The following is a 14,065-nucleotide window of genomic DNA, read 5'->3' on the forward strand; positions in this document are numbered from 1 at the left end:
CGATCCCACATGTTGAGGTAACACAAAGTTTGCAAACGCTCACCGATCCGGCACGGCTCGCAACTCGCCGTCAACAATGCCTGTTCAGAGCGTCGGGGAGTGGCCCGGATCGGGGGGTCGCCACGGCCTGTTCGGTGCCGTCCGACCGTTTCCTGCCCCACTGCGGCTTCCCAAACAAGATCCCGTCTGATGAAATCGCGGCCGTGCCGCGCGTGGGCTCTCCGCTGCACCAGGCACGGGTCGGCGGTCAGGCGTGGAGGAAACAACGGAGGCGATGTCGTGAGCACCGGACCGACGACCCTGCCCGCAGGCGGCGACCGCGACCAGTCGAGGCGCCGCCGCCTGCCCCGGCTCCGCGACGCCCGGATCCGGTCCAAGCTGGCGCTGATCCTGGTCGTGCCGGTCGCCGCGGTCATCGCGCTGGCCGCGGTCCGCCTGGTCGCCGTCGGTGCGGACGCGTACGACGCCTCCCGCGCCGAGGCGCTCACCGAGCTCTCCGTCGACGTCTCCGCGCTGACCCAGGACCTGCACGCCGAGCGTATGGCCGCGTCCGCCTATCTGGCGGTGCCCCAGGAGCGCGTCGACGCGTACAACCTGCGGGTGCGCAGCACCGACGAGCGGGTGAAGGCGTACCGGGAGGAGCGCGAGCGCGTCGGCGAGGCGCCGGCCGCGGTCCGCGACCGCCTGGCCACCATCGACGAGCACCTCGAGACCCTCGACGCGACCCGGCAGCAGGTGCTGGACCGCCGGCAGATGGCCGTCGCCGAGGCGTCGCTGCGGTACGGGGTCATCCTCACCGACCTGGTCGCGTACGGCGACGGCCTGGCCCAGCTGCCGGGCGAGGAGCGGTTGGCGGACGCCCGCCGTGCGGTCGCCGCCTTCGCCCGCGCCAAGGCGGCCGTCGCCGAGGAGGAGTCGGTCGTCTACACCGCGCTGAGCGTCGGCCGCATCGACGAGGAGCAGTTCTCCTCCTTCGTGGCGACCCTGACCAGCCAGCAGGAGGCGCTGCTCGCCTTCTCCCTGGCGGCCGGCCCGACCCAGCGCGCCCTGGTCGACAGCACCGTCTCCGGTGACGCGGTCACGCTGGCCGACCGGGTCGCCTCCGACGTCACCCGCTCGGTCGGGCAGCGGCCCCTGGTCGGCGCGCGCGACGCGAGCGCCGCGATCGGCGCGGTCAACGACCTCATGCGGTGGGCCGAGATCCGGCTCCAGGACGAGCTGCTGGCCCAGGCCGAGCAGGCTCGCGCGGACGTCCTCCGGCAGGCCGTGGTCGAGTCGCTCCTGGTGCTCCTCACGCTCCTCATCGCGGTCACCCTCGCCGTGGTGCTGGCGCGTTCGCTGAACCACTCGCTGCACCGGCTGCGTGAGGGTGCCCTCGCGGTGGCCAACCACGACCTGCCGGAAGCGGTGCGCCGGCTCCAGAGCATGGAGACCGTGGGCGACGGCGGTGTCGACGAGATCGTCCAGCAGGTACGCGACCCGATCCGGCTCGCCAACCGCGACGAGGTCGGCCAGGTCGCGCTCGCCTTCAACGTGGTGCACCGGGAGGCCGTCCGGGTCGCCGCCGAGCAGGCCGCCCTGCGGACGAGCGTCTCGGCGATGTTCCTCAACCTGGCCCGCCGCAGCCAGACGCTGGTCGACCGGATGATCGGCGAACTGGACGCGATCGAGCGCGGCGAGGAGGACCCGAAGCGGCTGGCGCGGCTCTTCGAGCTGGACCACCTGGCCACCCGGATGCGCCGCAACGACGAGAACCTGCTGGTCCTCGCGGGCGCCGACTCGGCCGTACCGCGCCGGGAGGACGCCCTGCTGGTGGACGTGCTGCGCGCCGCCCAGTCCGAGGTGGAGCTGTACAACCGGATCGAGTTCGGCACGGTCGACACCGACGTCTCGGTGGCCGCCCACGCGGTCAACGACGTCGTCCGGCTGGTCGCCGAACTGCTCGACAACGCCACCCGGTTCTCCCCGCCGAACACGACGGTGGTCGCCGACGCACGGCGGATCCGCGACTACGTGCTGATCCAGGTCGAGGACCGCGGCCTCGGCCTGTCCGACGAGCAACTGGACTCGCTCAACCGGCGGCTCGCCGAGCCGCCGACCGTCGACGTCGCGGCGTTCCGGCTGATGGGCCTGGCCGTGGTGAGCCGGCTCGCCGCCCGCTACGGCATCCGCGTCGAGCTGCGCCGCAACGTCGAGGGCGGCACCGTCGCGCAGGTGACCCTGCCGACGGCCACGGTGGTCCTGCCCACCCGTGGACGGGAGTCGATCGCCCGGCCGCGCCAGCCGCTCGCCGTGGAGCAGACGCCGCTCACCCCGGTCGGCCTCGGCGAACCGCTGGCCGGCGCGACGCGGACCGCCACCCTCCCGGACCCGTGGCGCACCGACCAGGCGCCGCCGGCACCGTGGCAGGCGCCGGAGCAGGCTCGCGACACCACGTCCCCGGTGCAGGGGGGCGGCCGGACCGGGGCGCAACCCACGGTCGCCCCGGTGCAACCCGCGTTCGCCGGTGGCCTCTCGACGGGTGCGTCGACCGCCGCGTACGCGACGCTGGACCCGCTGCCCCGGCGCTCCGCCGCCGATGCCCCCGCCGCGACCGCCACGGGCGCCTTCCCCACCGTCGGTACTGCTGCCGCGACGGGCACCGCCTCCGGCGCCGCGCCGACGGGTGGGGGCGGTTTCGGCGGTGGGCTCGGTGCCGGGCTGGCGGCCACCGCGTCGCTGGCACCGACCCCGCCGATCACGCCACCGGTCGACCTGCCGGCGGAGGCACCGATCTTCCGGGAGATGGAGGCGGTCTGGTTCCGGTCGCACGGTGACGACGCCACCGCCATCTTCGCCCGGCCGGACTTCGGTTCGCCGGCCGCGCCGGCCCGGGACCGTCCGGCGGGGGACCGCCCGGCGGCGGAGGCATCGGCCCGGCCGACGCTGCCCACCCGGGTTCCCGGCACGTTGGCCGCGCCGCCGTCGTACACGCCGCCGGCCGCGACGACCGGTCAGCCGCCCGCCGCCGCGACGGCGGCCACGGAGACGGCCGCGGCGGCGCCGGCGGCCGACGCGGACGCGTGGCGCACCGCGGCCGACGACGGCTGGACCCGGGCCAGCCGGGCCGCCGAGCCGGCCGTCGACGCCACCACCCGCTCCGGCCTGCCGAAGCGGGTACCGCAGGCGCAGCTCGTTCCCGGCGGCATCGAGCCGCGGGGCGCGCAGGAGCGCACCCGGCGGACGCCGGACGACGTACGTGGTCTCCTGTCGGCCTACCACCGCGGTGTGCAGCGCGGGCGGGCGGCCGGCACGGATCCGAACAGCACCTCTACCAAGGAGACGAGCCGATGAACAGGCCAGCGGCCATGCAGGACATGGGTTGGCTGCTCACCAACTTCGCCGACAGCGTGGCGGGCATCGCCCACGTGGTGGCGGTGTCCGCCGACGGGCTGCTGCTCGCCTCCTCCCGGGACCTGCCCGCGGACCGGGCCGACCAGCTCGCGGCGATCACCTCCGGTGTGGTGAGCCTGACCGAGGGCGCGGCCCGGATGTTCAGCGCCGGCGGTGTGCTCCAGACGGTCATCGAGATGGACAGCGGCTACCTGTTCCTGATGTCGATCAGCGACGGCTCGTCGATGGCCGTGCTCGCGGCCCGCAGCTGCGACGTCGGCCAGGTGGGGTATGAGATGGCGCTCCTGGTGGAACGGGTCGGTGCCGCACTGGTGCCGCTGCCCCGGGACGCGGTGCGTTCGTAGCCCGGGGACGCGGCGCACAGGCTCGCGCCGATCTGGGACAGGTGATCCGGTGCCGGAGGGCTCCGGACCGGCAGAGGGGAGGTGACCGCGGATGGATCAGCGGCGTGCGGACCCGCGTGGCGAGCTGGTACGCCCCTACGCGGTCACCCGGGGCCGGACCGAACCGCGGCAGGACATCGCCCTGGAGGCGGTGCTGTCCGCGAGTGCCACCGCGGTCGCCGAGTCCCGCTTCGCGGGGCACGACAAGCACCGCATCGCGACGGTCTGCGAGGGCCGGGCGCAGTCGCTGGCGGAGATCGCCGCGTACACCCGGATGCCGCTGGGCGTCACCCGGGTGCTGGTCGCCGACATGGTGGCCGAGGGCCTGCTGACGCTACACACCGCCGCTCCCGCCGTGGGGTACGAGGAGCGGATGAACCTGCTTGGAAGGGTGCTAAGTGGACTTCGCGAACTATGACCCCGCCGGGGCGAGCCGCAGCCGGGAGATCATCTCCGCGAAGATCGTCATCGCGGGCGGTTTCGGCGTCGGCAAGACGACGCTGGTCGGCGCCATCTCGGAGATCACCCCGTTGACCACCGAGGCGGTCATGACGGCGGCCGGCGTCGGCATCGACGACCCGTCCAAGGTGCCCGGCAAGGAGACCACGACCGTCGCCATGGACTTCGGCCGGATCACGATGGCGCAGGACCTGATCCTGTACCTGTTCGGCACGCCCGGCCAGACCCGGTTCTGGTTCATGTGGGACGAGATCATCCGGGGTGCGGTGGGCGCGGCGGTCCTGGTGGACACCCGCCGCATCACCGACGCGTTCGCCCCGCTGGACTACTTCGAGAACCGCAACCTGCCGTACGTGGTGGCGCTCAACAAGTTCGACGGCGCCCCCGAGTACGAGCTGGACGAGGTGCGGGAGGCGCTCGCCATCCCGGCGGACGTGCCGCTGGTCATGACCGACGCCCGGCGCCGGGACGCCGTCAAGCAGGTGCTGGTGACCGTCGTCGAGCACGCCATGGCGCGCCTGCAGGCCGAGCACGACCGGGGCCACCCGGCGCCGGTCGGCTGACCGCCGGCCGGCGGTCCCGCGCGGCAGACCCGCGGCGGGCCGCCGGACGGCGCGGTCAGTCGACGCGCAGGCGGTAGCCCCGCTTCACCACGGTCTGCACGACCCGGGGCGCCTTCAGGCCGGCGCGGAGCCGCGCCACCGCCATCTCCACCGCGTGCTCGTCCGCGCCGCGTGGCAGTGTCCGCAGCAGGGCGGTCCGGGACAGGACGCGCCCCGGGGAGGCCGCCAGCGCCCGTAGCACCGCCATCGGGGCCGGCGCCAGCGGGCGCAGGTCCCCGTCGACCATGGCCGCGTGCCCGCGCAGGGTGAGCAGATGGCCGGCGACCTTCAGGGTGACCGTACGGCGGGGCAGTTCGTCGACGATGGTGCGGACCAGGGCACCGAGCCGCGCCCGGTGCGGCGCGCTGACCGGGACCCCGCGCCGCAGCAACGGCTCGGCGGTCACCGCGCCCACGCAACTGGCCAGCACGTCGCCGCGGAAGGCGTCGAGCACCGCGTCGGTGCGGTCCCCGGCGGCCCGGAGCATCGCCTCGGCGGCCGGGGCGGAGGTGAACGTCACCGCGTCGACCAGCCGGCCGGCGACCAGGTCGATCAGCCGGTGCAGGGGCGCCGGGTCGGTGGGCGGCGCCCAGCGGTAGACCGGTACCTCGATCACGGTCGCCCCGGCGGCCTCCAGCGCCATCGTGCACTCGGGCTGCCGCTCGCCGTGCAGCTGCATGGCGATCACCTGCCCCGCCACTCCGCGCCGGCGCAGGTGGTCGACCACCTCGTCACAGCTCTCCGAGGCCGGGGACCACTGGTCGTGCAGACCGGCGGCGCGGATCGCGCCCCGCGCCTTGGGCCCGCGTGCCACCACGTACGCCTCGCCGAGCACCGAGCGCAGCGGCTCGGCCAGCCCCCAGCCCTCGGCCGCCTCCAGCCAGCCGCGCATCCCGATGCCGGTGTTGGCCATCAGGATGTCCGGCGGCCGGTCCAGGCAGGCCCGGGTCGCCTCGCGCAACTCGGTGTCGTCGGCCAGCGGCACGATCCGCAGGGCGGGCGCGAGGACCACCCGCGCACCCCGCCGCTGGAGCAGCGCCGCCAGTTCGTCCCGTCGCCGGTCGGCGGTCACTCCGATGGTGAAGCCGGCCAGTTCGTCGCGCATTCACCCCTCCTGTCGCAGCCGCACCTCGACCAGCCCGTCCCGGCAGCGCACCTCGTGCGACCGGACGGCGACCCCCGGCAGGTCGAGGCAGCGCCCGGTGCTCAGGTCGTACACCTGCTTGTGCAGCGGGGAGGCCACCGTCGGCACCCCGCCCCGGCTGCCGACGATCCCGCGTGAGAGCACGTACGCCCCGCCGACCGGGTCGAGGTTGTCGGTGGCGAACAGGCCGTCGGCGGTGCGGAACAGCGCGACCTGCACGCCGTCGACCAGCGCGGCGACACCCCGGTCCAGGTCCAGTCGGTCCAGCGGGCACACCGGGGTCCAGCGCGATCGGGTCGCGTTGCCCGGCTGGGCGATCCCCACGGTCGCGGTGCTCATCGGCGTACCTCCCATGGTCGCGGTGCTCATCGGCGTACCTCCGGCATTCCCAGGGCCACCGGCTGCCGGGTGCCGGCCGTGCCGGCCGGGGCGGGCACCGGTTGGCCGCGTTCCTCGGTGAACTGGATGGAGGGGTCGGGCACGTCGGGCGCGTTGACGAACGAGGTGAACCGGCGCAGCCGTACCGGGTCGTCGAGGACGTCCCGCCACTCGTCCGAGTACGACGCGACGTGCCGGGCCATCGCCTCGTCCAGCTCGGCGCAGAGGCCGAGCGAGTCGTCGACGATGACCGCGCGGAGGTGGTCCAGCCCGCCGTCCATCGCCTCGATCCAGGCGGCGGTGCGTTGCAGCCGGTCCGCGGTGCGGATGTAGAACATGAGGAACCGGTCGATCAGGGTGACCAGTTCGGACGTCGTGAGGTCGCTGGCGAACAGGTCGGCGTGCCGGGGCCGGAAACCGCCGTTGCCGCCGACGTAGAGGTTCCAGCCGGTGTCGGTGGCGATGATGCCGAAGTCCTTGCTGCGGGCCTCGGCGCACTCCCGGGCGCAGCCGGACACCGCAGACTTGATCTTGTGTGGGGCGCGCAGGCCGCGGTAGCGCAGCTCCAGCGCCACGGCCAGCCCGACCGAGTCCTGCACGCCGTACCGGCACCAGGTCGACCCGACGCACGACTTCACCGTGCGCAGCGCCTTGCCGTACGCGTGACCGGACTCGAAGCCGGCGTCGACCAGCCGGCGCCAGATCTGCGGCAGCTGCTCGACCCGCGCGCCGAACAGGTCGATCCGCTGCCCGCCGGTGATCTTCGTGTAGAGCTGGAAGTCCCGCGCCACCTCGCCGATCACGATCAGCTTCTCCGGGGTGATCTCGCCGCCGGGGATCCGGGGCACCACCGAGTAGCTGCCGTCGCGTTGCAGGTTGGCCAGGAAGTGGTCGTTGGTGTCCTGCAGCGACGCCTGCTCGCCGTCGAGGATGTGCCCGCTGCCGAGGGAGGCGAGGATCGACGCCACCGCCGGCTTGCAGATGTCACACCCGCGACCCCGGCCGTGTTCCGCGATCAGCCGGGAGAAGGTGCGGATGCCACGGACCCGGACGATGTCGAACAGCTCCTGCCGGCTCGCGTCGAAGTGCTCGCAGAGCGCCGTGGACTGCTTCACCCCGGCGGCGTCCAGCAACTGCTTGAGCATCGGTACGCAGGAACCGCAGCTCGTGCCGGCCCGGGTGCACGCCTTGAGCGCCGGCACGTCGGTGGCGCCGCCCGCGATGGCCGCGTCGATGTCGTCGCGGGTGACCGCGTTGCAGGAGCAGACCTGCGCCGAACCCGGCAGCGTCGTCGCCCCGGCGCCGCCCCCGGCCGGCGCGAGCAGCGCCAGCGGGGGAGCGGGCAGCGGCCCGCCGACACTCGCCCGCAACGTCGGGTACGCGCTGGCGTCGCCGACCAGCACACCGCCGAGCAGCGTGCTCGCGTCGTCGGAGAGGACCAGCTTCGCGTACACCCGGGTGGCCGGGTCGGTGAACGTCACGTCGAGGCAGCCCTCGGTGGTGCCGTGCGCGTCGCCGAACGAGGCGACGTCCACCCCGAGTAGTTTGAGCTTGGTCGCGGTGTCCGCGCCGGGGAAGGTCGCCGCGCCGCCCACCAGCCGGTCGGCGACCACCTCGGCCATCGCGTACCCCGGCGCGACCAGGCCGTGGCAGGTCCCGTCGACCGCCGCGCACTCGCCGACCGCCCAGATCCGCTCGTCCGCCGTCCGGCAGGTGTCGTCGACGAGCACCCCGCCCCGGGGACCGAGCGGCAGGCCGGCGGCCCGGGCCAGCTCGTCGCGGGGTCGGATGCCGGCCGCGACGACGACGAGGTCGGCGTCGACCCGGGCGCCGTCGGTCAGCTCCAGCGCGGCCACCGACCCGTCCGGGCCGGCGCGCAGGGCGCTGGTGGCCACCCCGAGGTGGCAGCTCACGTCCAGCTCCTCGACGTACCGGCGGAGCATCGCGCCGCCGGCGGTGTCCACCTGCACCGGCATCAGCCGCGGCGCGAACTCCACCACGCTGGTGGCGAGCCCGAGCAGCCGCAGCGCGTTCGCCGCCTCCAGGCCGAGCAGGCCGCCGCCGATCACCGCGCCGGTACGCCGGCCGTCCGCGTGCTGGCGGATCGCCGCCAGGTCGTCCAGCGTGCGGTAGACGAAGACCCCCGGCAGGTCCGTCCCCTCGATCGGCGGGACGAAGGCGTACGACCCGGTGGCCAGTACCAGCGCGTCGTACGCGTACTCCCCGGCCGCCGTCGTGACCACGCGCCGGTCCCGGTCGATCGCCGTGACCGGCTCGCCGAGCCGCAGCTCGACGCCGTCGTCGGGGGTGTGCAGGTTCAGCTCGTCCTCGCCCACCCCGTCGAAGAAGGCCGAGAGCCGCACCCGGTCGTACGCCGGTCGGGTCTCCTCGCCGAGCACGGTCACCCGCCAGCGACCGTCCGTGTCGCGGGCGCGCAACGCGTCCACGAACCGCTGCCCGACCATGCCGTTTCCGACGACGACCAGCCTGCCGTAGCTCATGCCGGCACTCCGCTTCGCCGAACGGTCCGAGCCCCGGCCGCGCCGGCGCAACCGGCAACGTCGAGGGGACCTCGGCCTGGGATCGGACTGTTTGCAGTGCCGCCATGAGGCACCATCGCACTGAGCCTGCTGATTCGCTCGCTTCGCTCGCTCATCGCGCCACCTCCACCGAGTCCACGCTGGACAGCCATTCGACGATTCCGGCGACCGCGTCCCGGCAGCCGCCGCAGCCCGTACCCGCCCGGGTCCCCGCCACCACGGCGTCGACTGTCCGGGCCCCGGAACGCCAGCAGCTCACCAGCGTTCCCTTGCTCACGTTGTTGCACTGGCAGACCGTCGCCGCGTCCGGCATCAGCGCCGGCGTCGCGGCCGGCTCGGCCGGTGCCGCGCCGAACGCCCGGCCGAGCAGCAGGGACCGCCGGTCGGCGGGGACCGGCTGCCCCCGGTCGAAGAGCTGGATGACCGTGCCGACGGCCGGGTTGTCGCCGAGCAGGATCGCGGCGGTCAGCCGCTCGTCGTGGATGCGCAGCCGGGCGTACGTGCCCCGCGCCGGGTCGGTGAAGGTCAGCTCCTCACCGGGCCCGTCGCCGGCGGGGTCGCCCATGGCGGCCAGGTCGATGCCGGCCGCCTTGAGCCGGGTCACCACCGGCTTCGGCCGGTAGCGGGCCAGCGGGTCCTCGCCGGTGAGCACCTGGGCCAGCACCCGCGCCTGCGCCCACGCCGGGGCGACCAGCCCGGTCAGCACCCCGTCGTGCTGGGCGCAGTCGCCGATCGCGGAGATGCACCGGTCGCTGGTGCGCAGCCGGTCGTCCACGAGCACACCCCGCTCGACCGCCAACCCGGCCGACGCCGCGAGCGCGGTGTCGGGGCGTACTCCGCAGGAGACCACCAGCAGGTCGGCGTCGAGCGACCGGCCGTCGGCGAGGTCGAGGCGTACGCCGTCGGCGTCGGCCGCCACGGCGGTGGCCGAGACCGACAGGTGGGTGGTCACACCCAGACCGGCGAGGGTCCGCGCGAGCACCGCGGCGCCGGCCGGGTCGAGCTGGCGTTCCATCAGGTACGGGACGGGGTGCACCACGGCCACGTCGAGTCCCCGGGCGGCGAGCCCGCGGGCCGCCTCCAGCCCGAGCAGCCCGCCGCCGAGCACCAGGACCCGGCGTGCACCCTCGGCGACGGCGAGGATCCGCCGGCAGTCGTCCAGGGTGCGGAACGGCACCACCCGCTCGGGCAGCTCCGGGCCGTCCAGCCCCGGCAGGGGCGGCACGATGGCCCGGCTGCCGGTGGCGAGCACCAGGTGGTCGTACGGGATCCGGTCGCCGTCGTGGGTGCGGACGGTGCGGCCCGCCCGGTCGACCGCCGTGACGGTCACCGCGGTCCGCAGGTCGACGCCCTGCCCGGCCACCTCGGCCAGCTCCACGTCGGGCTCGCCGATCTTGCCGGCCAGCAGCGTGGAGAGCATGATCCGGTTGTACGCCCGGTGCGGCTCCGCCCCGAGCACGGTGACCTTCCGGTCCCCGTCGCGCGCGTGCAGTTCGCTCGCGAGCCGGGCTCCGGCCATCCCGTTTCCGACGATCACGATCCGTTCGGTCACGGCGTCTCCACCCTCTCGACTCGCACGGCGCAGATCTTGAACTCCGGCATCCCGGAGATGGGGTCGACGGCGTCGTTGGTGACCGAGTTGGCGCGGGCCGCGCCGCCCCAGTGGAACGGCGCGAACACGGTGTCCGGCCGGATCGCCGCGCTGAGCCGGGCCGGCGCGACCATCTCGCCCCGGCGGGAGACCACCCGGACCGGCTCGCCGTCGGCCACCCCGAGCCGCCCGGCCAGGTCCGGGTGCAGCTCGACGAAGGCCTCCGGCGCGGCCCGGCGCAGCGCCGGCACCCGTCGCGTCTGGGTGCCCGACTGGTACTGGGCGAGCACCCGGCCGGTGGTGAAGTGCAGCGGGTAGGCGGCGCTGACCTCCTCGGCGGCGGGCCGGTGCTCGACCGCGTGGAACCGGGCCCGCCCGTCCGGGGTGGGGAAGCGCTCGGCGAAGAGCCGCGGCGTGTCCGGCCCGTCGGGGTCCGGGCAGGGCCAGTACGCGCCGTCGTGCGCGTCGATCCGCTCCCAGGTGATGCCCGCGTAGTCGGCGATCCCGCCGGCCGACGCCCGCCGCAACTCCTCGAACACCGCCTGCGGCTCAGGTGTGCGGAAGGAGCCCTTCTCATCGCCTCGTGGCGGTGAAGCGTCATCTCCTCGCCCGTCGGCGAGGCGGGCGGTGAGGTCGGCGAGGATCGCCAGGTCGGTGCGGACGCCGGCCGGCGGCTCGCGCAGCGCGCGGCGGCGCAGCACCCGGCCCTCCAGATTGGTCATCGTGCCGTCCTCCTCGGCCCACTGCGCCGTCGGCAGCACCACGTCGGCGAGGGCGGCCGTCTCGGACAGCAGGAAGTCGGCCACCACCAGCAGGTCGAGGTCCCGCAACCGGCCCTCGATCCGGGCCGCCCGGGGCGCGGAGACCACCGGGTTGGAGCCGAAGACGAGCATCGCCTTCGGACCGTCCGGGGTGCCGAGCGAGTCGAGCAGCCGGTACGCGGGCACCCCGGGCCCGGGCAGGTCGTCGGCCGGTACGCCCCACACCCCGGCGACGTGCGCGCGGGCGGCGGGGTCGTCGATGCGCCGGTAGCCGGGGAGCTGGTCGGCCTTCTGCCCGTGCTCCCGGCCGCCCTGCCCGTTGCCCTGCCCGGTCAGGCAGCCGTAGCCGGAGCCGGGGCGACCCGGCAGGCCGAGGGCGAGCGCCAGGTTGACGAACCCGGTGACGGTGTCGACGCCCTTGGCGTGCTGCTCGGCGCCGCGGGCGGTCAGGATGACCACCCGCTCACCGGTGCCCAGGGCCCGGGCGGTCGCCTCCAGGTCGGCCACCGGCACCCCGGAGAGGACCTCGGCGCGTGCCGGCCACCAGGCGGCGACGGCCCGGCGGACCTCCTCGAAGCCGCTGGTCCGGGCGGCGATGTAGTCCTTGTCGACGAGGCCTTCGGTGAGCGCGATGTGCAGCAGCGCGCTCGCCACCGCGAGGTCGGTGCCCGGCAGCGGTTGCAGGTGCAGGTCGGCCAGGCGGGCGGTGGCGGTGACCCGGGGGTCGACCACGATCAGCTTCCCGCCGCGCTGGCGCTGCTCGGTCAGCCACCGCACCAGCGGGGGCATCGTCTCGGCCGGGTTCGCGCCGACCAGCAGCAGGGTGTCGGCGCGGCCCAGGTCGGACAGCGGGAACGGCAGGCCCCGGTCGACGCCGAAGGCCCGCATGCCGGCGGCCGCCGCCGAGGACATGCAGAACCGGCCGTTGTAGTCGATGTTCCGGGTCCGCAGCGCCACCCGGGCGAACTTGCCCAGCGCGTACGCCTTCTCGTTGGTGAGGCCGCCGCCGCCGAAGACCGCGACCGCGTCCCGACCGTGTCCGGACTGGACGTCGCGGATCCCCTCGGCGACCCGGGCCAGGGCGGCGTCCCAGGTCGCCGGCCGCAGCTCGCCGCTGGCCGGGTCGCGCAGCAGGGGAGTGGTGAGCCGCTCGGGGTGGTCGAGCAGCTCGGCGGCGGTCCAGCCCTTCTGGCAGAGCCCGCCCCGGTTGGTGGGGAACTGCCGGGGGAGCACCGCCACCCGGCCGTCCTCCTCGCGCAGCGTCATGCCGCACTGGAGGGCGCAGTACGGGCAGTGCGTCGCCGCCTCCCGGGGTGTCGGCCCCGGTGCAGTCGCAGGTCGCGCACCGTCTGTCATGCCCGAGAAGCGTGCCGGCAGGGGATTTCCGGTCCGGGTCCCGTTTGTTTCGGTCCTGTCAAGAGGGGCTCACACCGCACCCGGGCAGTGAGCGGGTCCGCCTCGTCTACGATGTGAGAAAGATTTCCTGAATATTGGGAGGCCGGGATGGGTGTGGCGGAGGCGTTCGACGCCGTGGCGGGCCGGTACGACGAGGCCCGGCGCCGGCTGGTGCCCTGCTTCGACCAGTTCTACGGGACGGCGGTCGAGGTGGCCGCTCCGCCGCTGCGGGCCGCGCTCGCGTCGGGGCGTACCCCCGAGGTGCTGGACCTGGGCGCCGGCACCGGGCTGCTCTCCCTGCTGGTCGCCGCCACGGTGCCCGGAGTGCGGGTGACCGTCGTGGACGCCGCGCCGGCGATGCTGGCGGTCGCGGCGGACCAGCTGCGGGCGGCCGGCGTGCCGCACCGCACGGTCCACGCCGACCTCACCGACCCGCTCCCGGCGGGCCGGTACGACGCCGTGGTGAGCGCGCTCGCCATCCACCACCTCGACGACGACGCCAAGCGGGCGCTGTACCGGCGGGCCGCCGGCGCGCTCGTCCCGGGTGGCGTCCTCGTCAACGCCGAGCAGGTCGCCGGCCCGAGTCCCGACCTGGACCGGCGTTACGACGACGTGTGGGTCGCCCAGGCCACCGCGCTCGGCTCCGACGACGCGGAGATCGCCGCCGCGCGGGAGCGGATGGCGTACGACCGGCCGGCGCCCGTCGCCGCCCAGTGCGACTGGCTCGTCGAGGCCGGCCTGGTGGACGTGGACTGCTTCTTCAAGGCGTGGCGATTCGCGGTGTTCGGGGGCCGTGCGGCGGTCTGACCGGTTTGTCGACCGGCGCCAGGAGGGATGACTGTCGGTAACACCGGTGGGTAGTCTGACCGGCATGACTGCCAAGGTGACCCTGTCGTTCTCGGACGAGACGATCGAGGAGGCCCGGCGGTTCGCCAAGCGCGAGGGCCTGTCCCTGTCCGCCTGGATGGACCAGGCCGCCCGGGAGAAGGCGCTGCGCGAGGTCTTCTCGGCGCACGCCGCCGCCGTCGGCCGGGCCGGGATCGACCTGGAGTCCGCCGCCCTCGCCGACGCCCGCGAGGTGGGCATGGTCGACGACCTGCTCTTCGGCGGGCCTCCGCGTGCTGCGTAGGGGCGAGGTCTGGCGCATCGCCGGCGCCCGGGAACGGCTGGGCCTGGTCGTGAGCTCCGACGTCTACAACTCCACCGCGGTGCCGATCGTGATCGTGGCGGAGGTGGTCGAGGCCGCGCTGCTGCGCGACTCGCCCCTGGCCGTCCCGATGGGGGACCGGGTGGTGATGCCCGATCGGCTCTCGTCTCCGATGAAGAAGTGGTTCACCGAGTGCGTGGACGTCGCCGACACGGAGACCATGCAGCGGGTGGGCCGCGCGCTGCGCATCCTGCAACAACTCTGAGCGCTCC

Annotated in this window: 12 protein-coding genes; 7 read left to right on the top strand and 5 right to left on the bottom strand. The window is 74.6% G+C overall.

Annotated features, from left to right (window positions below; translation table 11 throughout):
• Window positions 1-279 precede the first annotated feature (279 nt).
• From HCJ94_RS14530 to HCJ94_RS14545, 4 genes are all read left to right on the top strand, one after another.
• Window positions 280-3,333, top strand: a complete 3,054-nt coding sequence (locus HCJ94_RS14530; RefSeq protein WP_168001552.1) for a sensor histidine kinase — start codon at window positions 280-282, stop codon at window positions 3,331-3,333.
• Complete coding sequence (locus HCJ94_RS14535; protein ID WP_030329975.1) at window positions 3,330-3,737, top strand: roadblock/LC7 domain-containing protein; 408 nt, start codon at window positions 3,330-3,332, stop codon at window positions 3,735-3,737. The genes HCJ94_RS14530 and HCJ94_RS14535 overlap by 4 nt, the downstream gene beginning before the upstream one ends.
• Window positions 3,738-3,828: 91 nt before the next feature.
• Entirely contained in the window at window positions 3,829-4,194 is a 366-nt protein-coding gene (locus HCJ94_RS14540; protein ID WP_168001553.1) for a DUF742 domain-containing protein, read from the top strand.
• Window positions 4,175-4,798 (top strand): GTP-binding protein, encoded by a 624-nt coding sequence (locus tag HCJ94_RS14545; RefSeq protein WP_168001554.1) that lies wholly within the window; start codon window positions 4,175-4,177, stop codon window positions 4,796-4,798. Before HCJ94_RS14540 ends, HCJ94_RS14545 begins: the two co-directional genes overlap by 20 nt.
• 55 nt (window positions 4,799-4,853) lie before the next feature.
• Here the strand turns inward: HCJ94_RS14545 and HCJ94_RS14550 are convergent, their stop codons facing one another.
• The 5 genes from HCJ94_RS14550 to HCJ94_RS14570 form a co-directional block, all read right to left on the bottom strand.
• A complete protein-coding gene (locus tag HCJ94_RS14550) occupies window positions 4,854-5,942 on the bottom strand; it encodes a uroporphyrinogen-III synthase (RefSeq protein ID WP_168001555.1) in 1,089 nt (362 codons plus the stop codon).
• Window positions 5,943-6,320 (bottom strand): nitrite reductase small subunit NirD, encoded by a 378-nt coding sequence (nirD, locus tag HCJ94_RS14555; protein ID WP_168001660.1) that lies wholly within the window; start codon window positions 6,318-6,320, stop codon window positions 5,943-5,945. It lies immediately after the preceding gene.
• Between the two features lie 26 nt (window positions 6,321-6,346).
• Window positions 6,347-8,860, bottom strand: a complete 2,514-nt coding sequence (nirB, locus tag HCJ94_RS14560) for a nitrite reductase large subunit NirB (RefSeq protein WP_168001556.1) — start codon at window positions 8,858-8,860, stop codon at window positions 6,347-6,349.
• 151 nt (window positions 8,861-9,011) lie between these two features.
• Window positions 9,012-10,451 carry an FAD-dependent oxidoreductase gene (locus HCJ94_RS14565; protein ID WP_168001557.1) on the bottom strand — a complete coding sequence of 480 codons (1,440 nt, stop codon included), beginning with the start codon at window positions 10,449-10,451 and terminating at the stop codon, window positions 9,012-9,014.
• On the bottom strand, window positions 10,448-12,607 hold the full coding sequence (locus tag HCJ94_RS14570) for a molybdopterin oxidoreductase family protein (protein WP_168001558.1): 2,160 nt from the start codon (window positions 12,605-12,607) through the stop codon (window positions 10,448-10,450). The genes HCJ94_RS14565 and HCJ94_RS14570 overlap by 4 nt, the downstream gene beginning before the upstream one ends.
• Window positions 12,608-12,754: 147 nt before the next feature.
• Between HCJ94_RS14570 and HCJ94_RS14575 the strand changes: the two genes are divergently transcribed.
• From HCJ94_RS14575 to HCJ94_RS14585, 3 genes are all read left to right on the top strand, one after another.
• A complete protein-coding gene (locus tag HCJ94_RS14575; protein ID WP_168001559.1) occupies window positions 12,755-13,453 on the top strand; it encodes a class I SAM-dependent methyltransferase in 699 nt (232 codons plus the stop codon).
• A gap of 64 nt (window positions 13,454-13,517) precedes the next feature.
• A complete protein-coding gene (locus HCJ94_RS14580) occupies window positions 13,518-13,775 on the top strand; it encodes a DUF6364 family protein (protein WP_168001560.1) in 258 nt (85 codons plus the stop codon).
• Complete coding sequence (locus tag HCJ94_RS14585) at window positions 13,765-14,058, top strand: type II toxin-antitoxin system PemK/MazF family toxin (RefSeq protein WP_168001561.1); 294 nt, start codon at window positions 13,765-13,767, stop codon at window positions 14,056-14,058. Before HCJ94_RS14580 ends, HCJ94_RS14585 begins: the two co-directional genes overlap by 11 nt.
• The last annotated feature ends 7 nt before the right edge of the window (window positions 14,059-14,065 follow it).

The organism is Micromonospora thermarum (assembly GCF_012034245.1).
Taxonomy (GTDB): domain Bacteria; phylum Actinomycetota; class Actinomycetes; order Mycobacteriales; family Micromonosporaceae; genus Micromonospora; species Micromonospora thermarum.

Bases quoted from the DNA above. Each gene is read 5' to 3' on its own strand.
- HCJ94_RS14535 (WP_030329975.1), top strand. From the start codon at position 3,330: ATGAACAGGCCAGCGGCCATGCAGGACATGGGTTGGCTGCTCACCAAC.
- HCJ94_RS14540 (WP_168001553.1), top strand. From the start codon at position 3,829: ATGGATCAGCGGCGTGCGGACCCGCGTGGCGAGCTGGTACGCCCCTAC.
- HCJ94_RS14550 (WP_168001555.1), bottom strand. From the start codon at position 5,942: ATGCGCGACGAACTGGCCGGCTTCACCATCGGAGTGACCGCCGACCGG.
- nirD (WP_168001660.1), bottom strand. From the start codon at position 6,320: ATGAGCACCGCGACCGTGGGGATCGCCCAGCCGGGCAACGCGACCCGA.
- nirB (WP_168001556.1), bottom strand. From the start codon at position 8,860: ATGAGCTACGGCAGGCTGGTCGTCGTCGGAAACGGCATGGTCGGGCAG.
- HCJ94_RS14570 (WP_168001558.1), bottom strand. From the start codon at position 12,607: ATGACAGACGGTGCGCGACCTGCGACTGCACCGGGGCCGACACCCCGG.
- HCJ94_RS14575 (WP_168001559.1), top strand. From the start codon at position 12,755: ATGGGTGTGGCGGAGGCGTTCGACGCCGTGGCGGGCCGGTACGACGAG.
- HCJ94_RS14580 (WP_168001560.1), top strand. From the start codon at position 13,518: ATGACTGCCAAGGTGACCCTGTCGTTCTCGGACGAGACGATCGAGGAG.